We start from the raw sequence: 24449 nt of genomic DNA, 5'->3' as shown, positions 1-24449 counted from the left end.
TTATTGCCAAGGTTTAGCGGGACCGTGGCAAGCTTGAAGGTATGTCGTTCCTTTCTTTTATCGAATCTTCTCCGAGTTCGTACCACGCGGCGGCCACTGTCGCTGCCGCTTTTAAAGACGCTGGCTTTACGGAACAGTCGGAATCTTCCGCCTGGTCAGCAGCTCCTGGCGGTCATTACATGGTGCGCGACGGGGCAGTGCTCGCCTGGAAAATCCCCTCAGGTTCGCCACGGGGTTTCCGGATCATCGGCTCCCACACGGATTCCCCGGGCTTCAAGCTCAAGCCTCGCCCAGATCTCAGCGCAGCGGGATTCCAGCAGGCAGGCGTGGAGGTCTATGGCGGGCCGATCATTGCGTCCTGGTTCGACCGCGAACTTCGTCTTGCCGGTCGGATTGTGCTAGCCGACGGCACATCCCAACTGGTTGCGACCGAAGCCGACTTCCGCATCCCACACCTCGCCATTCACTTGGACCGTTCGGTGAATGACTCGATGACGCTGGACCGCCAGGCTCACACGCAGCCGATTTATGCGGTTGGGTCTGCGGATACTTCCGTGCTCGATGTCGTGGCTGCGGCGGCCGAAGTTTCGGCCGCTGACATCGTGGCCCACGATCTCATTACTGTGGACGGGCAGCGCGGAGCGGAATTTGGCGTCGATAAGCGCCTGATCGCGGCGGGACGCATAGACAACCTGTCGTCGGTGTGGGCGTCGTTGCAGGCTTTCCTACGGGCTTCGGCAGGTGAGGATATTCTCGTCTTTGCTGCCTTCGATCATGAGGAGATCGGTTCGGCAACGACCACAGGTGCGGCGGGACCGATTTTGGAGACGGTGTTGTCGCGCACCGCGGCTGCTTTGGGTTGCGGGTTTGAGGAAACTCAGCAGATGTTTGCCCGTTCTACCTGCGTCTCCGCGGACGCAGCGCACTCGATTCACCCGAACTACGCATCCCGCCACGACCCAGTGAACTACCCGGTGCTCGGCGCGGGGCCGGTGGTGAAGGTCAATGCCAACCAGCGGTACGCCTCCAACGCGGTGACGGTGGGGATGTGGGAGCGCGCGTGTCGCGAGGCTGGCGTGCTGTCGCAGGTCTTCGCGGGCAATAACAACAGCCCATGTGGCTCGACGATTGGTCCGATCACCGCGACGCGTCTGGGTATCGAAACGGTGGACGTGGGAATCCCGCTGCTGTCGATGCACTCCGCGCGCGAATTGGCGCACGTTTCTGATCTCGAATGGTTCGAACAGGCGCTGTTTTCTTACCTGACGTTGGCCGATTAAACTACAGCGCATGGCTAATACGGGACCTTTCCAGGCGGGCGACCGCGTCCAACTCACCGACGCTAAGCGCCGTCACTTCACCATCATCCTGGAGCCTGGCGGGTCCCTGCACACCCACAAGGGCATCGTTGAGCACGACAAGATCATCGGCGCCGATGAAGGCACCGTCGTGGAATCCGTCATGGGCGGCCAGTGGCTGTGCTTCCGCCACCTGCTGGTAGACCACATCCTGTCCATGCCACGTGGCGCGGCCGTGATTTACCCGAAAGACACTGCGCAGATCCTCGTCGAGGGCGACATCTTCCCAGGCGCCCGCGTCCTTGAGGCCGGCGCTGGCTCCGGCGCCCTGTCCATGGCGCTGCTGCGCGCCATCGGTCCGGAAGGGGAGTTGGTTTCTTACGAGATCCGCGAGGATCACCTGGAGTTCGCAGAGTCCAACGTGGACGGCTGGTTCGGTGGTCGCCCTGCCAACTGGTCGCCACGGCTCGGAGATCTGCAGGAAGTAACCCTGGATGATCTCGGCGGTCAGCCCGTCGACCGCATCATTCTGGACATGCTCGCACCGTGGGAGTGCCTCGAGGTGAGCTCCAAGCTCCTCGTCCCCGGCGGTGTGTTCATGGCGTACGTAGCCACGGTCCCACAGCTGATGAAGGTCATGGAAGGTATCCGCGAGCAGAAGTGCTTCACCGAGCCGAAGGCCTGGGAATCCCTCGTGCGCGAATGGAAGGTCGAGGGCCTGGCCACCCGCCCCGAACACCGAATGAACGCCCACACCGCGTTCCTGATTTGGGCACGCAGGCTTGCCGACGGCACCGTGGCTCCTCGTCCGCAACGACGCGGGCGGAAGTAGCTCATCGAATACACACACCCCAAAAAGAGCATTATTAGCTATTGTGTTCTAATTTTGGCGTGGTAGAATTTAGGTAGCTAACCGGGAGGGGGAAACCATGATCGCACAGGCCACGCAAATTCTTGAACAGGCGCTTGTTGACGATCATTCTTTCGAATCGTTTGGCGATTTGCTTCGTTTGAAGGAAGTGGTAGCCCGGCTCGAAACCAGAATGGCCGCGGGAAAAAGTCGTAGGGAGCTGGAGAAGGCCGGTGCCAGTGCTTCCGAAGGCTACCGCATCGAACGACGCGCCAACAATTGGTGGAATCCCGACGTACCTGTCGAGCACCAGGACCTCATCTTGGGCGCGTTGGACAAGCTTTCCCCATCTTCTGAGCGTCGCACAGAAATTTATCAGCTCGCAGCTGCGGCCGCGCTGAAATCCACCCCGCGCCAGACTCATGAGTACACCAAGAAGTTAGTGCGCCAGGAAAACGAGGAACTGGCTCAGGACCCGTTTGAAGCGTATCGCCAGCGTCGTTTTTCCCTGGGCAACCAAGACGAGCACGGTGGTTGCAAGTTCAACGGTTACGCCCCTGCAGCTACGGCAGCGCTGTTCAAAGCCCTTATTGATCAAGCGTTCCGGACTGACCAAGCTACCCGAGATGAAGACGAAGATCGTCGCACCATCACGCAGCGCGAAGCCGACGCTTTCGAACAGGTACTGCGTTGGGCATCCAGCGACCGTCGCTCCCACACCGGACATTGCTCCTTGATCGTCAGCGTCACGGAATGGGACGAATTCGATTGGCAAGTCAAGTTCGGCACCAATGTGGGGCTCGACCTCAATCTAATGGACGTTGACTATCTGAGTGGTGACAAAGTCATCGACTACATCCAAGTCCACGACCACAACGGCGCAGTAAAGGCCCTGGTCACTGCCAGCAGATCTGCCAACTTCCATCAACGGCTCTCACTTTTTGGCCGAGATGGGGTCTGCCAACATCCTGGCTGCAATGTTCCAGCAAGCAGATGCGACGCCCACCATGTTGTGCCGTGGTCGCGGGGAGGACCGACATCCATCGACAACCTCGCACTCCTGTGTCCAAAACACCACAGGCTTATCGACGACAGTTGGCTCGAAGACCACCTCGAAATGGAACTAGGTCGAGCCGTCATGGTACAAGCCGACGGCACCCGAAAACGCAATGAATCCCCAGCAGCTCAACAAGCCGGCGGCTGGCAAGTAGTGTATGGCCATCCAACCCGAATAGCGTTCACGCTATCGTAGAAACATGACTATCCCGACGCCCGAAGAAGCACAGCACACAGCAGAAGTGCGCCGCCTCAAAGGCCGACTCCGTGAGTTCGCAGACCGCAACACCAAACTCGCCGAGCTACTCAAAGCCTCCCGCGACAAATTAGCGCTCCTCTACGAAGAAATGGAGGGCCTGAAAACCCCGCCTTCCACCTACGGCGTGTTCCTGGAATATGCGGAGAACCAAAGAGCCGCCGAGATCTTCACCGGCAACCGCCAGATGCGCCTCATGGTTGATCCAGCGATGGAAAAAGAGTCACTGAAGCCGGGTATGAAGGTTCGACTCGGCGAAGGCTCCGTCGTCGTAGAAGCCTGCGGGTACACCGAAGAAGGCACGCTAGCTACCCTCACTGAACGCTTTGACGAGGACCGCGCACTCATCGCAAACCAAGCGGGGGAAGAGCAGGTCATCCGGCTGGCCGCAGCGTTGCTCAAGCAAGAACGCAAACCCCGACCCGGCGACACATTGCTCGTAGATCTCAAATCCGGCTACGCCTTCGAAGTGATCCCTAAGACTGAGGTCAGCCGCTTGGCACTGGAAGACGTCCCAAATGTCACTTATGCAGATGTCGGTGGGTTGAACGAACAAATCGAGCAAATCAAGGATGCCGTCGAGCTCCCGTTCGCACACCCTGAGCTGTTCAAGGACTACCAGCTAAGCCCGCCGAAAGGTGTATTGCTGTATGGACCGCCGGGCTGTGGCAAGACCATGATCGCTAAGGCAGTTGCGCACTCGTTGGCCGAACGTCTTGGCGTGCAAAAGGGGTCATACTTCTTGAATGTGAAGGGCCCCGAGCTGCTGAACAAGTACGTGGGCGAAACTGAACGACAGATTCGACTCATCTTTGAGCGCGCCCGTGAGCTTGCCGCCGAGGGTCGCCCGGTCATCGTCTTCTTCGACGAGATGGAATCCATCTTCCGCACCCGTGGCTCCGGAGTCAGTTCAGACGTCGAAACCACGGTAGTCCCACAGCTCCTGGCAGAACTCGATGGCGTGGAGTCGCTCTCGAACGTCATTGTCATCGGCGCCACCAACCGCGAAGAACTTATCGACCCCGCCATCCTGCGCCCCGGCCGACTCGACGTAAAAATTCGGGTCAGCCGCCCAGGAAAAGACCAGGCCAAAGACATCTTCACCCGCTACTTGACCAGCAATATCCCGTTGGCCACTCGCCCCGAAGTACTGATCCAAGAGGCCACCGACTACCTCTTCGAAGATAAACAGTTCGTCGAACTCACCCTGCAGGACGGCACCAAAGAAACCCTGCACTACCGTGACTTTGTTTCCGGTGCCATGATCGCCAACATCGTCGGTCGTGCGAAGAAGTTCGCAATCAAGGACCAATTGGAAGGTGGCCAGCCCGGCATCTCCCAAGATCACCTGATCAAGGCGATCGACACTGAAAATCGCGAGAACGAGGACCTGCCGAACACCTCCAACCCTGACGAGTGGGCTCGAATCACCGGCCGCCACGGCGGAAAAGTCATCGCAGCAAAGATTGTGGGATAACACATGCCAAGATTCATGGGAACCGAAACTGAGTACGGCATCGCCACCCCGAGCGATCCGCTGCTCAGCCCGATCATTACCTCCACTCACGCTGTGGTGGCCTACGCGGCGTCGATAAGCGCCCGGCGGGCACGCTGGGACTTCGGTGGCGAACACCCCCTTCGTGACCTGCGCGGATTCGACCTCAAGCGCTACCACACCGTACCGGTCATCGATCCGAACGCCGTGGGCGTAGCCAACGTCGTCCTCGGCAACGGCGCCCGGTTCTACGTCGATCACGCACATCCCGAGTATTCCGCACCGGAAACGACCAACGCGTGGGATGCCATGCTTTTCGACGCAGCCGGCGACATCATCCTGCGCGAGGCCGTAGTGGCCGTTGCGGAACTGACCAGCCAGGGACTGTCTGCGCTGGATGGGCACGCGCCGTGCCCGGAGCTAAAGATCTACAAGCACAATGTGGACGGCAAGGGTGCGTCCTACGGCAGCCACGAAAATTACCTTTATTTCAGGGCGACCGATTTTGATGTGTTGTCTGCGGCGCTGATCCCGTTCTTTGTCACCCGACAGGTGATCATTGGTGCAGGACGAGTTGGACTAGGGGCTAGGGGAGAGCAACCTGGCTTCCAGATTTCGCAACGTGCCGACTACATCGAGACAGAAATTTCGCTGGAGACGACGCTCAACCGCGGCATCATCAACACTCGCGACGAGCCACACGCGGATGAGGAACGCTTTGGGCGCCTACACGTGATCATCGGCGACGCGAACATGTCGCAGACGGCGAACTTCCTGAAAATGGGCATGACAGCGCTGGTGCTGGATGCCATCGAAGAGGGCGTCTCATTCGAAGATCTGGCGCTGGCGAACCCAGTGGCAGAAGTGCAAAACGTGTCACGGGACCTGACGTTGCAGCACCGCTTGCAGCTCAAAGACGGCCGCCAGCTCACCGCCGTGGAAATTCTGCGGGAATACCACGGACGAGTCAGCGGCGGATCCCGCGAACACCAATTGTGGGGTCAGGTGCTGGATATGCTGGACAGTGACCCGCTTAGCACGAGCCACCTGCTGGATTGGACCGCGAAGCTCGCCCTGATGCAGGGATTTGTCGACAGGGGACTGACCTGGGACCACCCAAAGATGCAGCTCATCGACCTCCAATACTGTGACATTGACCCAGCTAAGTCGCTGTACCACGCCCTGGTACGCAAGGGGCGCATGAAAACTCTGGTCACCGAGGAAGAGATCCTGCACGCTGCGAAGAATCCGCCACTAGACACCAGGGCCTACACCCGCGGCACCCTGATGCGCGACCACAGCCAGCGCGTTCTAGCCGCTAGTTGGGACAGCATGGTCGTCGATGAGCAGCGCATCAGCATGCCCGAAGTGGATTCCTTCACCGCCGACGACCCCCGCGCCCTAAACTTGATCCAAGGAAAGGACTAATCATGACCCAAAGCTACGCATCTGGACCAGGCAAGAAAGACGAGGACGTTCTCAGCGAGGCTGGCCAGGTTCAGCTCAACACACAGGGCACTGACGACCTCCTCGATGAGATCGACGGACTGTTGGAAAACAACGCGGAAGAATTCGTTCGTTCTTACGTACAAAAGGGTGGCCAGTGACGGCTCTGACCCGCAGGATCAAGGGGATCGAAACCGAATACGGCATCATGGCGACCCTGCCGGGAAACATCGCCCCCATGACCCCCGATGATGTCGCCCGGTACATGTTCCGGCCCATCGTCGAACGCTATTCAAGTTCAAATATCTTCCTGCCGAACGCCTCCCGCCTGTACTTGGATGTCGGCTCGCACCCAGAATTCGCCACCGCCGAATGCGACTCGATCAGCCAACTCATCGCCTACGAAAAGGCCGGAGATCGCATTGTCTCTGACCTGGCTATCCAAGCCGAGGAAGCGCTCGCCGCGGAGGGCAAACCTGCGCAGATCTACCTGTTCAAAAACAACGTTGACAGCCAGGGCAACTCCTACGGCTGCCATGAAAACTACCTGGTGTCGCGGACGGCCGTGCTCAAAGTACTCGGGCGCAAACTGATTCCGTTTCTCGTCACTCGCCAGCTCATCGCAGGCGCCGGCTTGATTTACCGCCCTTTCCTGGGCAGCGCGAGCTCGCACTTTGGCACCGGTTGGTGCGTCTCCCAACGCGCCGACCACGTGTGGGAAGGGGTGTCCTCGGCGACCACCCGTAGTCGCCCCATGATTAACACCCGGGACGAACCGCATGCCGATTCCTCGCTGTACCGCCGCCTGCATGTGATCGTCGGCGATTCGAACCTCGCCGAGCCCACCATCGCACTCAAGATCGGTGCAACCGAACTGGTGCTAGAAATGATCGAAGCTGGCGTCGAGCTGCCCGACTTTGGGCTTGCCGACGACATCGCCTCCATCCGCCAGATCGCGCGCGACAGCACGGGCAGCACAGTCATCGAGCTGAAAAATGGCGGGACGATCACCGCGTTGGCCATGCAACGCGCGTACCACGAGGCGGCCGCTGCGTGGCTGCACGAGCGTGAGCCGAACGAAGACCTTAACAAAGTCGTTGATTTGTGGGGCCGGATGCTCACGGCTCTCGAGTCTCAGGACTTCTCACAGGTCGATACTGAAATTGACTGGGTGATCAAGAGAAAGCTCATCAATCGCTACCTAGAGAAGAACAGCTGGGACCTCGACCACCCGAAGCTGGCCCAAATCGATTTGATGTATCACGACATTAAGCCAGGGCGGGGAATCTTTCCGGTACTCGAGGCCAAGGGGCTGGTACAGCGCTGGGTGTCAGATGAGGTGATCGAGGTGGCCAAGGATCAGGCGCCTCAAACTACTCGTGCGAAGCTACGCGGTGATTTCCTCAGCGCTGCACTCGAACGAGAGGCGAGTGTCACCGTAGACTGGATGCGTCTGAAGATTAACCAGCCCGAACCGCATATGGTGGAGCTTGGTGATCCCTTTGCCTCCGTTGATTCCCGAGTGGAAGAACTCATCGAGTACTTATGACCAAAAAAGACCCAGGCCTGGAACGGCTGACTAACCTGACCTTTGCCTTTCTCAACGCCAGGCAGCTAGGCAAGCAGTTCCTCACTGCGCACTGGGTCAAGAAGAACGTCTTTGGCTATCCAGAGCGACACTTTGACAAGGCATTTCAGCGCGATCGCGCGGTACTGATGAAAGTCGGAGTGCCCATCGAAGCGATCGCAGATGCCGCCGTCGAAAACGGCGAGCGGGTCACGGGTTACCGCCTCCAGGAAGAAGAATATTCCCTTCCTGAGGTGCGCTTTACCGCCGAAGAAGCCACCATCTTAGGCCTGGCTGGCGAACGCGGCCTCACCGGCGAGCTCTCCGTCTTCGCCCGTTCCGGCTGGACCAAGATCGCGGCTTCCGGCGCATCTCGCACCTTCACCGATCCCACCACCATCGGTGCTGTTGGAGATATGCAAGCTCTCAAGGCAAAAACTCTGGACCAGATTGTGGGTGCCTGCGCTGCCGGACACCGACTAACTTTTACTTACCGGCCGCACCAACAGGCAGCTGACCAGGAGCGGCGCATGGATCCCTGGGGTCTCGTCCCGCTCCGGGGACGCATGTACTTGGTCGGATACGATCCAGACCGCGAAGCCGTGCGTGCTTTCCGCATCACCCGCGTGTCGGACATTCATGTCTCCGGGGCTGCTGAACAGCGCAAACCCCAGAATGTCAACCTGCAAGACATTGTGGAGACCGCACTGCGCCGAGGAAAAGAACTCGTCACGGCAACGCTTCGGGTGGCTCCGGGCGCCTCGCCCGAGTTAGAAGCACAAGGTGAGCGCGTGGGGGAGACGATTGTGGTGGAGGACGTCGATAAGCACTGGCTGGTGCGTGAGTGTCTTGCTACCGCACCCGAGATTGTCCTGCTCGAACCAGCGGAACTGCGCGCGGAGATCGTAGCCGGACTGCGCCAAGTGAAGGAGTCACACTGATGGCACGCGGAAGTGAAAGGCTAGCCGACCTCGTCCGGATGCTGAACTTGCTGCCATACTTCGAGGCACACCCCGAACGCACCGTGATGGAAGCCGCCCGCGACCTGGGTCGGGAGCCCCACGAAATCATGGACGACCTCAATCGGCTTTGGTGCTGCGGACTCCCCGGACTCATGCCCGGCGACCTCGTGGATTTGAAGCACTCCTACCAGAGCGTGCGGGTGGCTAACGCCCAGGGCATGGACAAGCCACTGCGCTTATCGACGACAGAGGCCGCCGCCCTCCTATTGGCCCTAGAGAACCTCGAGGCAACGCCAGGGCTCGTCAACAATGCTGCGGTGACATCTGCGGCCGCTAAACTGCGGGAAATCATGGGGGAGCAGGTCAGCGCCGTAGCGGATGCTGAAGCGGCGCCCGAAGGTACTTCAGTTCTCGATCTCATTCGAACCAGCATGGACGAGCGCAAGCAACTGACTTTTCACTATTTTTCGCAGACCACATTCAGCACCTCAGAACGCGTCGTCTCAGCAGCTCATGTTTTCACCAGCGACGGATTTACCTACCTCCGCGGCTGGGATCACGGGGTGGACGAGCACCGCACCTTCCGGATCGACCGGATGAGTTCAGTGGCTTTGGCCGAGGAAGAAGCGGTCCCGCACGCCGACCTCCTGAAGTTTTCACTGAAGGATCCGTTCGCATTCGGCAGGACGCAAGCCGAAATCCGGGTGGCGAAGAGCTACGCCTGGATCGCTGACTACGTCCCGATCACGCTAGGCGCACAAGCGGATGACGAATGGATCCATGGCACCATTCCCGTCGGGTCCGAGGAGTGGTTGATCCGCTTCGTGCTAGCCTGCGGGGGACAGGTTCAACTAGCAGCTCCGACACACCTTGCGGAGGCTGTTGCTCAGCGAGCAGCTGCCGGACTCAAGGCGTATGATGAACCGACGAACTCGTTCAATTCTCTGTAAGGACTACACATGCCGAATCTTGGCCCTACCGAACTGATCATCATCGCAGTTGTGCTCATTCTGCTGTTCGGTGCGAAGAAGCTCCCAGACGCAGCGCGTTCCCTGGGCCGATCCATGCGCATCTTCAAGTCTGAGGTGAAGGAAATGCAAAACGATGGCCAGCCACAGCCAGCCATCGAGCAGCAGCCAATCCAGCCACAGCCGATTCAGCAGCAGCCAGTTCAGCCACAGCAGGTACAGCAGCCTTACCAGCAGCCACAGCAGCCGTACCAGAACCCACAACAGGGTCAGCAGTAATCCGTTAAGAAAGTGGCAACCGCTCGCAAACAGAAGAAACGGCGCAACGACGACGGCGCGATGACCCTCGTCGAACACATCCAGGAACTGCGCCGCAGGCTGCTGATCTCAATCGCAGCCCTGGCCTTGGGCACCGTCCTCGGCTTCATCTGGTACCAGCATTCCTTTTTCGGGCTGATGTCCCTCGGCGAAATCCTGCGTGGACCATACTGTCAGCTGGATCCGTCGATCCGCGCTGATTTCTCGCCGGACGGCAGCTGCAAGCTGTTGGCTACCGCCCCCTTTGAGATGTTCATGCTGCGCCTCAAAGTCGGCGCGCTGGCCGGAACAGTCCTGGCTTCCCCGGTGTGGCTCGCTCAAATTTGGGGCTTTATCACGCCAGGCTTGATGAAGAATGAGCGTCGCTGGACGTTCACCTTCGTCTCCATCGCCGTGCTGCTTTTCGTAGCTGGCGCTGGACTGGCCTACTTTGTGATGGCCTACGGCCTCGAGATGCTCCTGCAAATCGGTGATGAAACCCAGATCACGGCTTTGAGCGGTGAGCGTTACTACAGCTTCTTCCTCGCGCTCTTGCTGGTCTTCGGCGTGAGTTTCGAGGTACCGCTGATCATTATCATGCTCAACATTGCGGGTGTGCTGGAATACGAAGCGATCAAGGACAAGCGACGAATCATCATTATGTCGCTGTTCGTCTTCGCGGCATTCATGACTCCTGGTCAGGACCCCATGTCCATGCTCGCGCTTGCCTGCGCGTTGGTGGTGTTGGTGGAAATCGCGATGCAGTTTGCTAAGTTCAACGACAAGCGACGTGCAAAGAACCGCCCCGATTGGTTAGAAGAGGATGACGATCACGCATCCAAGATGGACCTTGGGCCGGGTGGGGTAGACGGACCGGCGCCGGTTGAACCTACGGCTCCGGTGAATCCGACCTCGCCTACGATGATTCGCAGCAATACTGAGTTAGGCAGTCTTTCTGAACGCCCAACGACGGCGTTCGACGACGTGCTCTAACCTGGTAGCTATGACTCACCTCGCCGCCTTTTCCGCCGCGCTCAGCTTCCCCCTCGATGACTTCCAGATCGAGGGGTGTCAAGCGGTGGAGGCAGGCCACGGCGTGCTGGTGTGTGCCCCCACTGGCGCCGGTAAGACCATCGTTGGAGAGTTCGCCGTATCGCTAGCCCTGAGCCAAGGCCTCAAGTGCTTCTACACCACGCCAATCAAGGCGCTGAGTAACCAGAAGTTTCATGACCTCCAAAAGGTTCATGGCGAGGATGCCGTCGGTCTGCTCACGGGCGATGTCTCGATTAACGGCGGCGCCGAAATCGTAGTGATGACTACCGAAGTGCTGCGCAACATGATCTACACAGAATCGACCAATTTGGAGCGACTCGCCTTCGTGGTCATGGATGAAATCCACTTCCTGGCCGACCAATCCCGTGGCGCGGTATGGGAAGAAGTCATCCTCAACCTTGATGAATCCGTCCAGATCATCGGCCTGTCCGCTACAGTGTCCAACTCAGAGGAGTTCGGCAATTGGATGTCTACGGTCCGCGGCGATACCAAGGTCGTGGTCACCGACAAGCGTCCAGTGCCACTCGATCAGTACATGCTGGTTGGGCGCAAGATCTTCCCACTGTTCGAGAATGCTGATGGCAAGGTCAACCGCGAGCTAGAAGAATACATCCGCCGCCTGGAATCCGGCCAAGCACAATCCCGCAGCAGTGAGTACAACAAAGCGGCTGGCTTTCGTTCCCGTTCGAAGCGCGGGGAGGTCAGCGAGCGCCTCTCGCAGCGCAGTGGCAAGCCCCGCGAGTCCGACCGCTTCCGCCCGCTGGGCCGACCAGAAGTGTTGCAGATCCTGCGCAATCAAAAGATGCTTCCGGCCATCACCTTCATTTTCTCCCGCGCAGGTTGCGATGGTGCCCTTTACCAATGCATGCGCTCGCAGCTGACTCTCACCACCCAGGAGGAAGCCGAGCTCATCGCGGAGATCGTGGACAAGGGCGTGGAAGGGATCCCCGAGGAAGACCTCGCGATCCTCGACTTCAAGCGGTGGAAACAGGCCTTGATGCGCGGTTTCGCTGCCCACCACGCGGGCATGCTCCCGGCTTTCAGGCACGTGGTGGAAGAGTTGTTCGTCAAGGGACTGGTGCGGGCAGTGTTTGCCACCGAGACCCTCGCGATGGGCATCAATATGCCAGCTCGCTCCGTGGTGTTGGAAAAGCTGGTCAAATTTAACGGTGAGGCCCACGTCGATCTCACCCCAGGCCAATACACCCAGCTCACCGGCCGCGCCGGCCGTCGCGGCATCGACGTCCTCGGCAACGCTGTCGTGCAATGGGCACCCGCTATGGATCCCCGCGCGGTCGCGGGTTTGGCGTCGACACGCACCTATCCGCTGATCTCGACCTTCGCGCCCGGCTACAACATGAGCGTGAACCTGCTCAAAACCATCGGCTACGAACCTGCTCACCGCCTGCTGGAAAAGTCCTTCGCGCAGTACCAAGCCGATGGCTCCGTAGTGGACGAGGTACGCGAGCTGGAGCGCGCCGAAGAGAAGGTCGAGCAACTGCGTCGCGAGCTTAGCGACGCCATCGCCTCCTTCAACCCACCCGCCACCAGCGGTGACCCGATCGCCGAGTTCATGGAATACATGCAGATCCGGCGCGAGCTCAAGGATGCAGAGCGTAAAGCAAAACGGCACAACCTTGAGGAACGCTTTACCGAGGTCACCAGGGTACTGGCCAAGCTGCAGAACGGTCAGGTCATCGCGATGCCAGGGCGCAAACATCCACTGCTGGCCGTGGTGGTCTCTGCCGCTAATAACGCGAAGGATCCCAAGCCTTGGGTGATCATGGAAACAGGCTGGTCTGGACGTATCGATGTGGAGAGCTTTGCCATCCCTCCGATCGTCATTGGCCAGATGCGCCTGTCTAAGGATGTCACCCATCATCCAAAGCGCCATGCCCGCTATGTGGTGGAGCAGTTCAAGCGCAATCACTATCCGCGCCCGAAGAACATGCGTCTTGAATCCCGTACCCGCGGTAATGATGAAACCGCACAGCTCCGCGTGCAGCTGCGGGAACACCCGGTACACAAGTGGTCAGATCTGGAACAGCTCGCTCGTATTGGGGAGCGGCTGACCCGTCGCCAGCGCGATCTAGACCGGCTCGACGGACAAGTCTCCGCCGCAACCGATACCTTGGGTCGCACCTTCGATCGCATTCTGGCGCTGCTGGAGGAAATGAGCTACGTCGAGTTCGCTTTCGAAGAGGACGGCACCAGAACCCCGATTATCACGGACGAGGGCGAGCGTCTCGCCCAGATTCACGGGGAAGCTGACCTGCTAGTGGCGCAGTGTTTGCGACGCGGAGTATGGAATGAGCTCGACCCCGCGGAGCTCGCAGGCGTGGTGTCCATGTGCGTCTTTGAGAACCGCAAGGAAACCCAAGGGGAGGCCGAGGCAGCAACGGATGCCATGGCCGATGCGATGAACGCGACGCTCAGCATTTGGACTGAACTGGAGGCGGATGAACGCCGTCATCGACTGCCAGTGACCAAGATGCCGGAGGCGGGATTCTCGCTGGCGGTCCACCAATGGGCGGCCGGCGCGCCGCTGGACTACTGCATGCAAGCAGCCGCAGCCTCCGGGGCCGAACTCACGCCAGGTGACTTCGTCCGCTGGTGCCGCCAGGTGATCGACGCACTGGAACAGGTGAAAAAGACCGGGTACACCGACGACATCAAACGCAACGCTCGGAAGGCTGTCGAAGCGATCCGACGTGGCGTGGTGGCTATCGGCTCATAGCCGCCTTAATGGCTACCAAGTGTGGCGCCAACAGATTGATTGCCGCCAATCCAACTGGAACTCCTAGAGGCATCGCTACCATCGATTGAATCCCCACCAGCTCTCCTGAAGACAGGATGGGTCCGCCTGAGTCACCCCGGCGCGCCCACTGCAGGCCCATTGGCAGCAGCACGGCTCCATGGCGGGCCCGGGTACGCAGGTCATAGGTAGCAAACCAGGGCAGTTTGCCCAGTACCCGGCTGAACACCAAGCGGGGAACCAGGCTGTGAGCAGGAACACGGGCTTGATCCGAGAAACCAGCGGACACTACTTTCTGGCCGAGTCGTGCGCGCGGGGCGATCGGCACCAGTTCACATAGCGGCGCTGGGGCATTTAACTTACCGATTGCGATATCTGTTCCAGGAACAACGTAGAAATCACGAGCGACTCCGTTGACCAGGGGAGATGAGACCGAGGCCTGGGTGATGTGGCGGGCAAAGTGCGCTGCCGTAATCACGTGTGTTGCCTGTGCGGTGACCGATTCGCAGGTCGCGCCGGTGAGGTGGGCGCTGAGGGAGGCGTCGATAAGCTGCTCGCTGGTGAGGACGCCGCTCGCGAGGCGGCCACGGGCGGTGAGCCGAACTGCGCTGCGCATGGGTGGGGCTCCTAGAGTGGGTGCTATGAAGTTTCCTGATTCAGTGTATGTCCAGCGCGTGGAAAAGGCTCAGCAGCTCATGGGCGAGCTTGGCGGTCTGGTTTTTGGGCCGAGCGCGGAGCTTGCTTACTTGACGGGCGCCTGGGAGGACACGCACGAGAGGTTCTCGGGGCTGGTCATTCCGCGGGCTGGAGATCCTGTGTACGTGGCCCCTGCGGTGGACGCTGGCAATCTGTCGGTGCCGTTTCCAGTTCAGGGCTGGCAGGACGGGGAAAATCCTTATGCGTTGGTGGCGCATGTGCTGGGCCATGCGGGCACGTTTGGCGTCGGATCGGCGCTGGAAGCATCGCATTTGTTGGCGCTCCAAGACGAGCTTCACGGTGCCGCTCAGCTGGCCACGCCAGTGCTCAAAGAGCTTTTTATGCGCAAGTCGCCGGAAGAAGTGGCTCAGCTTCGCGAGGCAGCCCACGCGATCGATTCGGTGTTTGGGCAGGTACGCATCGAGGCAGGTCGGACTGAGGCGGAGGTTGCTGCTGAGTTGCACGAGTTGATTCTTGACTCGGGGCACACCGAGGTGGACTTCGTCATCGTTGGCTCTGGCCCCAATGGCGCAAACCCTCACCATTCCTTTTCCGATCGCGTGATCCAGCCGGATGACGTGGTGGTCGTCGACATCGGCGGCACTTGGGGCGTGGGCTACCATTCCGACTGCACCCGCACCTTCAGCCTTGGCGAGCCGCCCGCATGGCTTCCGGTGCTGGTGGAGGCTCAGGAACTCGCCGTCCAGGCAGTGCGCCCGGGTGTCACCGCCGCGCTTATCGACGCCACCGCCCGCGACCACATTTCCGCCGCCGGCTACGGGGAGTATTTCATTCACCGCACCGGTCACGGCATTGGCCTGTCGCTCCACGAGGAGCCCTTCATCATGGCGGGCAATGAATTGGTGCTGGAACCAGGCATGACCTTCTCCGTTGAGCCGGGAATCTACCTGCCAGGTGAGTGCGGCGCGCGCATCGAAGATATCGTCGTGGTGACGGAGGATGGGTGTGAGAGGTTGAACCGTTCGCCTCGGCACGGCTAAGCATGCTACATTGATGACATGTCAACAATTAATGCACTTTTTGTAGGCCACGGCTCCCCAATGAACGCCGTGGAAGAGAATAACTTTACCCATGGCTGGCGCGATCTCGGCCAGGAGATTCTTAAAGAACGCAAGCCACGCGCCATCGTGGCAGTATCCGCGCACTGGTACACCCGCGGCACCGCGGTCACCGCAATGCAGACTCCTCGCACTATTCACGATTTCTACGGCTTCCCGCAGGAGCTATTCGATGTCCAGTACCCAGCACCCGGGGACCCGGAGATCGCAGAATTAGTGCAGGACATCGCCAAGCCAACGCTGGTAGCGAAGGATTATGACTGGGGCATCGATCACGGCACCTGGTCGGTACTTACTCATATGTTCCCTAAGGCTGACATTCCGGTTCTCCAGGTGAGCATCGACGGCACCAAGCCGCTCAGCCACCATATGGAGATGGGGGAGAAGCTCGCCAAGCTCGCCGCCGAGAAGGACGTACTCCTGGTCGGCTCTGGCAATGTGGTCCACAACCTCGGCGCGGTCGATTGGCACGCCGGCAACAAGGGCTTCGATTGGGCCGAACGCTTCGACCTCGACGCCCGCGACATTATGCTCGAAGACCCATCCCGCATCGCAGCTCTTACTAGCCACCGCGACTTTGCCAAAGCTGTTCCGACTCCCGACCACTTCCTGCCCTTGGTCTACCTGGCCGGAGCCGCAGCGGCGTCCACTGGCACGGTGGAAACCTTTAACGAGATGCGCAGCCTTGGCTCGTTATCTATGACGGGGTATACCCTGTCTGCATGACAGTTTTGATTCTGGGCGCGACCAGTGACATCGGCGGCGAGATCGCCAAGATCCTTTGTCCTGGTCGCACCGTGGTGATGTGCGCCCGTCGCCCCGACGCGATCCCAGCGCTGCCCGAGGCCAAAGAAGTGCACGTCATCCCTTTCGAGGCCTCCGACCTCACATCACACCGACTCATCGTGAACGAGGCCGCTCAGTTCGGCCCGATTACCCACGCCGTGGTCTGCTTTGGCATTCTCGGCTCCCAAGAACGCGCCCTGTCGGATGAAGCGCACGCCGCCGAGATCGCCACCATCGATTACACCGCGCAAGTCAGCATGCTCACCGTGCTTGCCGACGTCCTTCGCCAGCAATCCGAGTCCAGCACCATCTACGCCTTTTCCTCCATCGCCGGTTGGCGCGCTCGCAAAGCCAACTACGTCTACGGATCCACTAAAGCAGGGCTGGATGCGTTTTGTCAGGGACTCATGGATGAGCTGCATGGCAGCCGAGTGTCCTTGGTGTTGGCTCGTCCGGGATTCGTCATTGGTTCCATGACTGAAGGTATGAAGCCAGCCCCGATGTCGGTGACCCCGCGTGTGGTGGCTGAGGCCGTCGTTAAGCAGCAGCGATCTGGAACCATCTGGATCCCCGGCCGCTTGCGTCTGCTCGCGTGGGTGATGAAGCTCGTGCCGCGCCCCGTTTGGCGGCATATGCCACGCTAAGCTCAAGGGTATGTCCAGTCCGGTACCCGTTACAGATGACGTCCTGCGCCCCACACTCTCGGCGGTAGACGCCGATTTTTCCGTACGGATCCCGTACTCGGGCGTGACGGTGGTGGGGATTAATCCGGGTGGGTTTGATGACCTTTCCGGGAGTGCGCAGCGGGCGATTCGTGAGGCTGGCCTCATTATCGGCTCGGCGCGGCAACTGGATTTGTTGCCAGTGGGGCTCACGGCGGTATTGAAAGCCTGGCCGTCGCCGCTAGTCCCATCGATTCCGGGGATGCTGGCGAACTGGCGCTATCAGAACATCGTGGTACTGGGTTCGGGCGATCCGATGTTCCATGGCATCGGCACCACGTTGGCACGCGAGTTTTCCGGGGAGTTTCGGGTGATTCCAGCGCCGTCGTCGGTGGCGCTGGCCTGCGCGGAGTTGAAGTGGGCGCTGCAGAACACGCCGGTGGTGTCTCTGGTTTCCTCTCCGACGCCAGCGATTATTCCCCTGGTCGATGCGGGACAACCGTTTCTTATTCTCGGGCGGGATCGTTCCACGCCGCAGGAGGTCGCACGTCTGCTGGTCGAGATGGGGCAGGATTCAGCGCAGGTCACAGTACTCAGCGATTTAGGCTCGGTAGATTGCGCCGTGACGACGTCCACAGCATCCGAACTCACTGAGCCGCCAAGTTCGCTGAACGTCATCGCGGTGACACCGGTTGGCTCCCGGTCGCTGTTGCCCGGACTGCCGGATGATTCCTATGACACCGACGGCCAGCTCACCAAGCACCACGTCCGCGCCTTGACGGTCGCAGCGCTGCAACCGCGCCAAGGACAGTTGCTGTGGGATGTGGGCGGTGGCTCTGGATCGATTTCCATTGAATTCCTCCGCTCCACCCGGGGGACCAAGGCGATTTGTTTTGAGCAATCTGAACTGCGCCGAGCCCGCATCCGCAATAATGCAGATCGCCTCGGCGTGCCACACCTGGACGTGCGCGGAGCATTCCCGGCCTCTGCGCCGACACCCGACGTCGTGTTTATCGGCGGCGGGCTCACCGCACCAGGGGTGTTTGAAGGCTGCTGGACCGCGCTGAAACCGGGCGGACTGCTGGTGGCTAATGCCGTTACGCTCGAATCCTGTTCCTTGCTCTACGATCTCCACGCTCAATACGGAGGCACATTGACCCAGCTTGCCGTGGCGCAGTCACATGAAGTCGGGTCCTTCCGAGCCATGAAATCCGCGCTACCCGTGCTCCAGTGGCAGGCAACCAAACCGCTATAGTTGCTTGCATGACGGTTTACTTCATTGGCGCAGGCCCTGGCGCTGCAGATTTGCTTACTCTTCGCGCCGATCGATTGATCAGATCCTGCCCTGTGTGCCTCTACGCTGGCAGTATCGTACCGGAAGAGGTACTGGAGAACTGTCCGCCAGATGCCGAGCTGATCAATACCGCCCGCATGCCGCTGGATGAAATCACCCGACTGCTGCAAAAGGCCCACGAGGAAGGCAAGGATGTAGCCCGCTTGCAGTCCGGCGACCCGGCCGTTTACTCGGCGCTCGCCGAGCAGGCCCGACGCCTGGTTGCGCTGGACATTCCGTATGAGATCGTGCCAGGTGTACCTTCCTTCGCCGCCGCTGCGGCTTCCCTGGGGCACGAACTGACCGTTCCGACCGTCGGGCAGACCGTCATCCTGACCCGAGTCTCCGGTCGCGCGTCTGCGATGCCGGAAGGGGAGGACTTGGACACGCTCGGCAAATCGGGCGCAACTTTGTGTATCCACCTCGCGGCACATGACATCGACCGCGTGGTTTCAGAGCTCGTGCCGAACTACGGGGCGGATTGCCCGGTTGCTGTGGTTGCTTTCGCTTCTCGCCCCGAGGAACAGATCCTGCGCGGGACTTTAAACGACATCGCATCGCAGGTGAAGGAGGCGGGCATTTCCCGCACCGCGATGATCATTGTCGGTCGCGTCCTAGGAGCCGAGGGTTTCCCGGATTCCTACCTCTACTCCGATGATCGCCCTCGCGACGAGCACGGCAGGACCATTCCATGCGCGCACTAATCCTCGGTGGTACCGGCGAAGCCCGCGAACTCGCCCGCCTCATGATGGGGCAGGGCTGGTGGGTCACCTCCTCACTGGCCGGTCGTGTCTCTAACCCGCACTTGCCCGTCGGCGAGGTCCGCATCGGCGGCTTCGGCGGCCCGGCTGGCATGGCGCGCTGGATCTTCGAGAACGGCATCGAGGTCATCATCGATGCCACCCACCCCTTTGCAGAGCGCATATCGACGTCCGCAGCTGAAGCCTCTCGTGCCACCGGCGTGCCGCTCATTTGTCTGCACCGTCCAGCATGGACTCCTTCGCCAGGAGACAAGTGGATTCCCGTTGCTTCGATGACCGAAGCGGCCTCGGTTGTCGCGCGGGACTACCACCACATTTTCCTCACCATCGGTCGGCAACAGCTGGAGCCGTTCGCGGCTGATAAACACAACTTGTACGTGATCCGGTGCGTCGAGAAGCCGTCGGTTCAGTTGCCGGCTAGGCACCGGTTGATCCTCTCGCGGGGGCCTTTCGACGTCGCAGGCGAGAAAGAACTCATGGTGGGCAACCAGATTGATGTCGTGGTGACCAAGAACTCCGGAGGGCCATTAACCGAGGCGAAGCTTGAGGCTGCGCGTTCGTTGGGTATTCCGGTGGTGATGGTGCAGCGACCGCCGCTGCCTGGAGGCTCGCGTGCCTACCTCGTACACACTCCGCTGGAGGCACTGCGAGCGCTGCGGGAAGTCTAGGCCCTAGCTGTCGTTCTTCCAGGCTGATCGCACTTTTCCGTCCGTGAAATCTGCCTCGAAGGAGTAGCCCTTCGGCCACTTCTGGAAGAATCCTAGCGCTCGAATCATAACGTCAGCTCCGATGTCGCGTTGTCGGGCGAGTTTCACCTGGTCAAAGGTGAGCGAAAAGTGACCGGCCTCCAATGTGTAGGGGCCACTGATTGAGCCGCCCTGTGGCCGAATGTCCATGCTCACTCGCCCTTCACCAGATGCCGTGACATCTAGCGGCGGCTCGAAGGTAATGCTGTGCGACCCCATGTCGATTCGCGCCAGGGCATCACCGGAAAAGACGTACACTACCTGGCCGTCAACGTATCGGTCACCCGTAGTCTGCACGTGCTTCACGTCCTGATCGCGTTCCGGAAACACCTGGTAGAACTGTCCATCAGTGCAGTACTTCACAAAATTGCGCATTTTCGATTGCAGTGGGAATCGACTTCCTTCTTCCCGCATGGCGACCCCATCAATGGAAATGTCTATCGTCGCGCCCGTGGTGTTCATGAACGTGAAGTCATTCAGGACGAACAGCGGGAAGAAGATTGGTTCCTTGGTGCTCAAACCGACTGGGGCGAGAATTGGGACTGGGACGCCTTGATCGTCTCCCGAGACCAGATTGATCTTCACGTGCCGGCCATCGTGGGTGTCGAACTCTGCCTTGAACTCGTTTCGCGTCAACGTCGCATTCAGCTCCGTCTGCACATAGTGCTTCAGTCCCTTACCAATGACCTGCCCGCGCTCGTTTGGGTCCGAGGTCATGCCCGGGGAGTCGTAGATGTCCGCGTAGCCATCGGCTCGGTACGCAATCAGACCATAGCCATCTGCAAGATGCTGCAGCTCAAAACCCGTGTACTCAGGATCAGAATTCGGTGCGAGTGCGACCAAGGCGACTCGATCCATTGGGAATTGCACCACCTCGAGCGGCAGCGTCACAGTGCGATCAGAACCACCAAAGTCAGTCCTTTCTGCCACAGAACCGTACGGCCTAAGCAGCGAGATCACACTCCAGCCAGTAAATAGGGTGGCGACCGATAGACACGCAATGGCCGCTTTCCGCGTCCGTTTCGCCCACCGCAGCGATACCACGCCCAGAACCAGCAGCAGGCCGGCTCCGATGCGACTCACCAACGCCGACACTGCGGCGAGTATGGCCAACAAGATCGAGATCATGATTCCCCCTCGGGATAGATGCTGGAACAGCCCAAATTTAGTGATAGGGCGTTGAGAACGCGCAGGCAGGCAGCGGTGTCGGCGGGGTCGATGCCGTCGAAAAGCTGCGTGAGGATGCCATCGCCACGGTCGTTGTTGGCGCGCAGATACTCGCGCGCGTGGTCGGTGAGCGCGACGGACCGCGCGCGTTTGTCAGACGAAGGACCGAATTCGACGAATCCCTTCGCCTCGAGTGCGCGTACGAGTTTGGCGGCATTTTGGTGCGAAGTGCCAAGCTTATCGACGACCTCCGCCATCGAATCCACTTTGCCTTCAGAGGCGATGATCACCAGGCACAGCCACTGTTTGAGGGTGAGCTCGGGGAGTGCCTGGTCAAGCGTGGTTTGTATGCGATTGGCCAGAAGTAGGATGCCACTGAAAGTGAGTGCTTGTTCTCGCATGATGCCTCCATTTATGTAACTAGTTACATTTTAGCACCGGCCTCGATGTTCGCAAGAGCCTCGAACCTCATTGACAGAGTGTATCTCAACGCGATACGCTTTCGATGTGATCGTGAGTTTTAAACATCGCGGACTGGAGAGCTTCTTTAGAACGGGTTCCAGGAAGGGAATACAAACCGAACACGCCAGAAAACTCTCTCGTATTCTCTCCGTGCTAGACGTGGCAGAATCCATCGACCCGCTTCTTTCGATTCCTGGCTACCGCACTCACGCCCTTACGGGAAACCGGTCGGGTTTTTGGTCACTGAAGGTGTCAGGGAATTGGCGAGTCGTATTCCGGTTCGTCGGTACTGACGTGGAACTTGTCGACTATCTGGACTACCACTAGCAGGTGAAAGATGAATATGCATAGTCCCTCACATCCGGGTGAGGTGATTTTGGAAGATGTCCTCAGTGAGTTGGAGATCAGCATCGCCGAGGCTAGCCGTCGTCTCGGTGTATCGCGCGTGGCACTGAGCCGTGTTCTACACGGTCATGCTGCGATGTCGCCCCAGCTCGCGCTGCGGTTTGAAGTCGCCGGAATCGGTAACGCCAAGCTGTGGCTCGATATGCAAGCGGCTTACGACCTTGCACACCTGAAAGAGCAGGGACTTCCCAAGGTCGAGTCCCTGCTCAGCAACTAGCTTTCGTACCGCCGCGAGGTAAACACCCGCTTACCATCAACGCCTTCGTAGACCTGGGTGGTCGAAGCGCCGATGATCACCATGGTGCGCATATCGACGATCTCTGGATCGAAATCGCGCAGAGTGGTCACAACGACGTTTTCCACATCTGAGCCGACTGCCCGAGCCACGATAACCGGGGTCTCTGGAGTCTGGTACTCGGCGACGATGTCCCGGAGCAAGGCGACCTGTTCCCGGCGCGTCTTAGACGCCGGGTTGTACACGGCAAACGCCATGTCGGCACCAGCGAGCGCACGAATGCGCTTTTCGATGACCGGCCACGGCTTCAATCGATCCGAGAGCGAAATCATGCCGAAGTCGTGTCCCAGTGGCGCTCCGACTCGGGAAGCGACAGCCTGCGCTGCCGTCATACCGGGGACGATGCGAACCGGGATATCGCGCCACAGGTCATCATCCGCAGTCTCGAGCACAGCTGCGGCCATCGCAAATACTCCTGGGTCACCAGAAGAAACAACCGCCACGCGGGCGCCACGCTTCGCCATATCAAGCGCCATCGCAGCGCGCTCGGCCTCGACCTTATTGTCTGACAAGTGTCGGTTCTGCCCCTTACGTTCGGGGACGCGGTTCACATACGTGGAGTAGCCAACAATGTCGGTGGCCTGCGCCAATTCGGCAGCAACTTCTGGGGTGGTCCAGCGGTCAGCGCCTGGGCCGAGGCCCACGACGACTACCTCGCCTTTGTGCTCTGGGGTTGACGCCACGACACGCGAAGGCACCACAACGCATGCAAAGTAAGGCACCTCAGTGGCTTCGAGGACGGGAACCACGTTCTGCTCGGCCATCGTTGCCCGGATTACCACGTAGGAACGCTCAGCCAGGCCAGTAGCAATGAGAGCGGAACGTACCTTGTCGAAGGTACGGCCGAGTTTCATGATCACCGCGGTATCGGTCGTCGATAAGCGGCGGATCAGATCTTGCTCGGGCAGGGTGCCGGGCAGGACGGTGAGGACTTCCTCATCCTCCGCCAGTGGCATGCCGAGCACGTCGGCGGCCGCAGTGATGGACGGGATACCCGGGATGATCTCGGCTTCGTCAGCATGCTCCAGCAGCGCGCGGTGCAGGTGCTGGTAAGACGAGTACAACATTGGATCGCCGAGGCTGAGCACGGCGACGGTCTTGCCTGCAGACAGGTGCGCGGCCAGGCGGAAGGTGGCCTCTGAGTAGAAGTCAGCCAGCGCACCGGCGTAGCCGCCCGGGTGGTCGGTGCTGCCCGTGGTAACGGGATATTCCAGCAACTCCTGGTGCTGGCCGTCGCGGAAGTACTCGCGCGCGATCTTGGCCGCCGTGGAGGACTTGCCCGGCGCGGCGTGATAGGCGATGACGTCGGCTTCTTGGATGGCTTTGACTGCCTTAACCGTCAGCAGCTCCGGGTCGCCGGGGCCGACGCCGATGCCGTACAGCTTGCTCATGGCAGGATCTCCTGATGGGTAGCCAGCGCATTGATCGCAGCGCAGGTGATGGCGGAGCCACCGCGACGGCCGTGAACAGTGAGAAACTCAATGCCCAAATCGTGCGCAGCATTGGCCAGGTCAGCCTTTGACTCCGCAGCACCCACGAAGCCGACCGGGATGCCGAGCACGGCAGCCGGGCGTGGCCTGGTGTCGTCCTCCGCCAGCCATGTCATGAGGTGCACCAAAGCGGTCGGGGCATTGCCGATTGCGACTACTGCTCCCTCAAGCACCGGCGCCCACAGCTCAACGGCTGCGGCGGAACGGGTGGTTCCTAGTTGCTTCGCCAATTCCGGAACCTTCGGATCACGCAAGAAACACAGCACCTCATTGTCCGCAGGCAGGCGCTTGCGAGTAATGCCGGAGGCCACCATATTCACGTCGGTGATAATTGGCTTGCCGTTTTCCAGGGCCTGGCGAGCGGCGGGAACAAGATTGTCGGAAAACTCGATGTCATCAGCCAGATCGGTCTGACCGGCGGCGTGGATCATGCGAACTGCGACCTGCGCTTGCAGGTCATCGAACGAAGACAGGTCGGATTCCTCGCGGATCATGGCGAAGGACTGGCGGTAGATCTCGTTACCGTCGGTGATGTAGCTGTGCATGCTTCTAGACTATACGGGG

Annotated in this window: 25 protein-coding genes; 20 read left to right on the top strand and 5 right to left on the bottom strand. The window is 59.9% G+C overall.

Translation table 11 applies throughout. The features are described from left to right. The first annotated feature begins 41 nt into the window (after nucleotides 1–41). The 12 genes from CKALI_RS05585 to CKALI_RS05530 all read left to right on the top strand — a co-directional run bounded on the left by CKALI_RS05585 (nucleotide 42) and on the right by CKALI_RS05530 (nucleotide 13985). Nucleotides 42–1280 carry a M18 family aminopeptidase gene (locus CKALI_RS05585; protein WP_156192363.1) on the top strand — a complete coding sequence of 413 codons (1239 nt, stop codon included), beginning with the start codon at nucleotides 42–44 and terminating at the stop codon, nucleotides 1278–1280. Between the two features lie 10 nt (nucleotides 1281–1290). Continuing rightward, nucleotides 1291–2130 (top strand): tRNA (adenine-N1)-methyltransferase, encoded by an 840-nt coding sequence (locus CKALI_RS05580; protein ID WP_156192362.1) that lies wholly within the window; start codon nucleotides 1291–1293, stop codon nucleotides 2128–2130. 97 nt (nucleotides 2131–2227) lie between these two features. Then, the gene (locus CKALI_RS05575) at nucleotides 2228–3400 is read left to right on the top strand and encodes an HNH endonuclease signature motif containing protein (RefSeq protein WP_156192361.1); all 1173 of its coding nucleotides are present in this window, start codon (nucleotides 2228–2230) and stop codon (nucleotides 3398–3400) included. A 4-nt stretch (nucleotides 3401–3404) separates the two neighbouring features. After that, nucleotides 3405–4937, top strand: coding sequence for a proteasome ATPase (gene arc, locus CKALI_RS05570; protein WP_156192360.1), 1533 nt, complete (start codon nucleotides 3405–3407; stop codon nucleotides 4935–4937). A 3-nt stretch (nucleotides 4938–4940) separates the two neighbouring features. Next, the gene (gene dop / locus CKALI_RS05565) at nucleotides 4941–6383 is read left to right on the top strand and encodes a depupylase/deamidase Dop (protein ID WP_156192359.1); all 1443 of its coding nucleotides are present in this window, start codon (nucleotides 4941–4943) and stop codon (nucleotides 6381–6383) included. A 2-nt stretch (nucleotides 6384–6385) separates the two neighbouring features. Further along, nucleotides 6386–6562, top strand: a complete 177-nt coding sequence (locus CKALI_RS05560) for a ubiquitin-like protein Pup (RefSeq protein ID WP_156192358.1) — start codon at nucleotides 6386–6388, stop codon at nucleotides 6560–6562. Further along, on the top strand, nucleotides 6526–7950 hold the full coding sequence (gene pafA, locus CKALI_RS05555) for a Pup--protein ligase (RefSeq protein ID WP_407643763.1): 1425 nt from the start codon (nucleotides 6526–6528) through the stop codon (nucleotides 7948–7950). The genes CKALI_RS05560 and pafA overlap by 37 nt, the downstream gene beginning before the upstream one ends. Beyond that, on the top strand, nucleotides 7947–8909 hold the full coding sequence (locus CKALI_RS05550) for a helix-turn-helix transcriptional regulator (protein WP_156192357.1): 963 nt from the start codon (nucleotides 7947–7949) through the stop codon (nucleotides 8907–8909). Before pafA ends, CKALI_RS05550 begins: the two co-directional genes overlap by 4 nt. Further along, nucleotides 8909–9880 carry a helix-turn-helix transcriptional regulator gene (locus CKALI_RS05545; protein ID WP_156192356.1) on the top strand — a complete coding sequence of 324 codons (972 nt, stop codon included), beginning with the start codon at nucleotides 8909–8911 and terminating at the stop codon, nucleotides 9878–9880. The genes CKALI_RS05550 and CKALI_RS05545 overlap by 1 nt, the downstream gene beginning before the upstream one ends. A gap of 9 nt (nucleotides 9881–9889) precedes the next feature. Beyond that, nucleotides 9890–10177 carry a Sec-independent protein translocase subunit TatA gene (gene tatA, locus CKALI_RS05540; protein WP_156192355.1) on the top strand — a complete coding sequence of 96 codons (288 nt, stop codon included), beginning with the start codon at nucleotides 9890–9892 and terminating at the stop codon, nucleotides 10175–10177. 60 nt (nucleotides 10178–10237) lie between these two features. Further along, complete coding sequence (tatC, locus tag CKALI_RS05535; RefSeq protein ID WP_156193669.1) at nucleotides 10238–11188, top strand: twin-arginine translocase subunit TatC; 951 nt, start codon at nucleotides 10238–10240, stop codon at nucleotides 11186–11188. A gap of 10 nt (nucleotides 11189–11198) precedes the next feature. After that, nucleotides 11199–13985: a DEAD/DEAH box helicase gene (locus CKALI_RS05530; RefSeq protein WP_156192354.1), complete on the top strand. Its 2787-nt coding sequence runs from the start codon at nucleotides 11199–11201 to the stop codon at nucleotides 13983–13985. Here CKALI_RS05530 and CKALI_RS05525 read toward each other — a convergent pair. Next, complete coding sequence (locus CKALI_RS05525) at nucleotides 13972–14619, bottom strand: S1 family peptidase (protein ID WP_156192353.1); 648 nt, start codon at nucleotides 14617–14619, stop codon at nucleotides 13972–13974. The two genes, CKALI_RS05530 and CKALI_RS05525, sit on opposite strands and share 14 nt — an antisense overlap. 25 nt (nucleotides 14620–14644) lie before the next feature. On the opposite strand from CKALI_RS05525, the gene CKALI_RS05520 reads away from it, so the two are divergent. From CKALI_RS05520 to CKALI_RS05495, 6 genes are read left to right on the top strand one after another with little or no spacing between them, the layout of a single operon-like run. After that, nucleotides 14645–15700, top strand: coding sequence for a M24 family metallopeptidase (locus CKALI_RS05520; protein WP_197079775.1), 1056 nt, complete (start codon nucleotides 14645–14647; stop codon nucleotides 15698–15700). 18 nt (nucleotides 15701–15718) lie between these two features. Beyond that, nucleotides 15719–16504 carry a 4,5-DOPA-extradiol-dioxygenase gene (gene ygiD / locus CKALI_RS05515; protein ID WP_156192352.1) on the top strand — a complete coding sequence of 262 codons (786 nt, stop codon included), beginning with the start codon at nucleotides 15719–15721 and terminating at the stop codon, nucleotides 16502–16504. Continuing rightward, nucleotides 16501–17208, top strand: coding sequence for an SDR family oxidoreductase (locus CKALI_RS05510; protein ID WP_156192351.1), 708 nt, complete (start codon nucleotides 16501–16503; stop codon nucleotides 17206–17208). Before ygiD ends, CKALI_RS05510 begins: the two co-directional genes overlap by 4 nt. A gap of 10 nt (nucleotides 17209–17218) precedes the next feature. Beyond that, nucleotides 17219–18481: a precorrin-6y C5,15-methyltransferase (decarboxylating) subunit CbiE gene (cbiE, locus tag CKALI_RS05505; protein WP_156192350.1), complete on the top strand. Its 1263-nt coding sequence runs from the start codon at nucleotides 17219–17221 to the stop codon at nucleotides 18479–18481. 8 nt (nucleotides 18482–18489) lie between these two features. Next, nucleotides 18490–19263, top strand: coding sequence for a precorrin-4 C(11)-methyltransferase (cobM, locus tag CKALI_RS05500; protein ID WP_156192349.1), 774 nt, complete (start codon nucleotides 18490–18492; stop codon nucleotides 19261–19263). After that, entirely contained in the window at nucleotides 19251–19988 is a 738-nt protein-coding gene (locus CKALI_RS05495; RefSeq protein ID WP_156192348.1) for a cobalt-precorrin-6A reductase, read from the top strand. The genes cobM and CKALI_RS05495 overlap by 13 nt, the downstream gene beginning before the upstream one ends. A 3-nt stretch (nucleotides 19989–19991) precedes the next feature. Here the strand turns inward: CKALI_RS05495 and CKALI_RS05490 are convergent, their stop codons facing one another. Together CKALI_RS05490 and CKALI_RS05485 are read right to left on the bottom strand one after the other, a co-directional pair. Beyond that, nucleotides 19992–21194: a hypothetical protein gene (locus CKALI_RS05490; protein WP_156192347.1), complete on the bottom strand. Its 1203-nt coding sequence runs from the start codon at nucleotides 21192–21194 to the stop codon at nucleotides 19992–19994. Next, entirely contained in the window at nucleotides 21191–21634 is a 444-nt protein-coding gene (locus CKALI_RS05485; protein ID WP_156192346.1) for a MarR family winged helix-turn-helix transcriptional regulator, read from the bottom strand. Before CKALI_RS05485 ends, CKALI_RS05490 begins: the two co-directional genes overlap by 4 nt. Nucleotides 21635–21740: 106 nt before the next feature. Here CKALI_RS05485 and CKALI_RS05480 point away from each other — a divergent pair, with 106 nt between their 5' ends. Together CKALI_RS05480 and CKALI_RS05475 are read left to right on the top strand one after the other, a co-directional pair. Beyond that, nucleotides 21741–22022 carry a type II toxin-antitoxin system RelE/ParE family toxin gene (locus CKALI_RS05480; RefSeq protein ID WP_156192345.1) on the top strand — a complete coding sequence of 94 codons (282 nt, stop codon included), beginning with the start codon at nucleotides 21741–21743 and terminating at the stop codon, nucleotides 22020–22022. Between the two features lie 16 nt (nucleotides 22023–22038). Then, nucleotides 22039–22317, top strand: a complete 279-nt coding sequence (locus tag CKALI_RS05475) for a HigA family addiction module antitoxin (RefSeq protein WP_156192344.1) — start codon at nucleotides 22039–22041, stop codon at nucleotides 22315–22317. On the opposite strand, the gene cobJ is transcribed toward CKALI_RS05475, so the two are convergent. Both cobJ and CKALI_RS05465 read right to left on the bottom strand, forming a co-directional pair. Beyond that, on the bottom strand, nucleotides 22314–23786 hold the full coding sequence (cobJ, locus tag CKALI_RS05470; protein WP_156192343.1) for a precorrin-3B C(17)-methyltransferase: 1473 nt from the start codon (nucleotides 23784–23786) through the stop codon (nucleotides 22314–22316). The genes CKALI_RS05475 and cobJ overlap by 4 nt on opposite strands. After that, the gene (locus CKALI_RS05465) at nucleotides 23783–24430 is read right to left on the bottom strand and encodes a precorrin-8X methylmutase (RefSeq protein ID WP_156192342.1); all 648 of its coding nucleotides are present in this window, start codon (nucleotides 24428–24430) and stop codon (nucleotides 23783–23785) included. The genes cobJ and CKALI_RS05465 overlap by 4 nt, the downstream gene beginning before the upstream one ends. Nucleotides 24431–24449 lie beyond the last annotated feature (19 nt).

Source organism: Corynebacterium kalinowskii (genome assembly GCF_009734385.1).
GTDB classification, from domain to species: Bacteria; Actinomycetota; Actinomycetes; order Mycobacteriales; family Mycobacteriaceae; genus Corynebacterium; species Corynebacterium kalinowskii.
The sequence above is the reverse complement of the archived record's forward strand: the minus strand, read 5'-3'. Positions and strand labels throughout refer to the sequence as shown.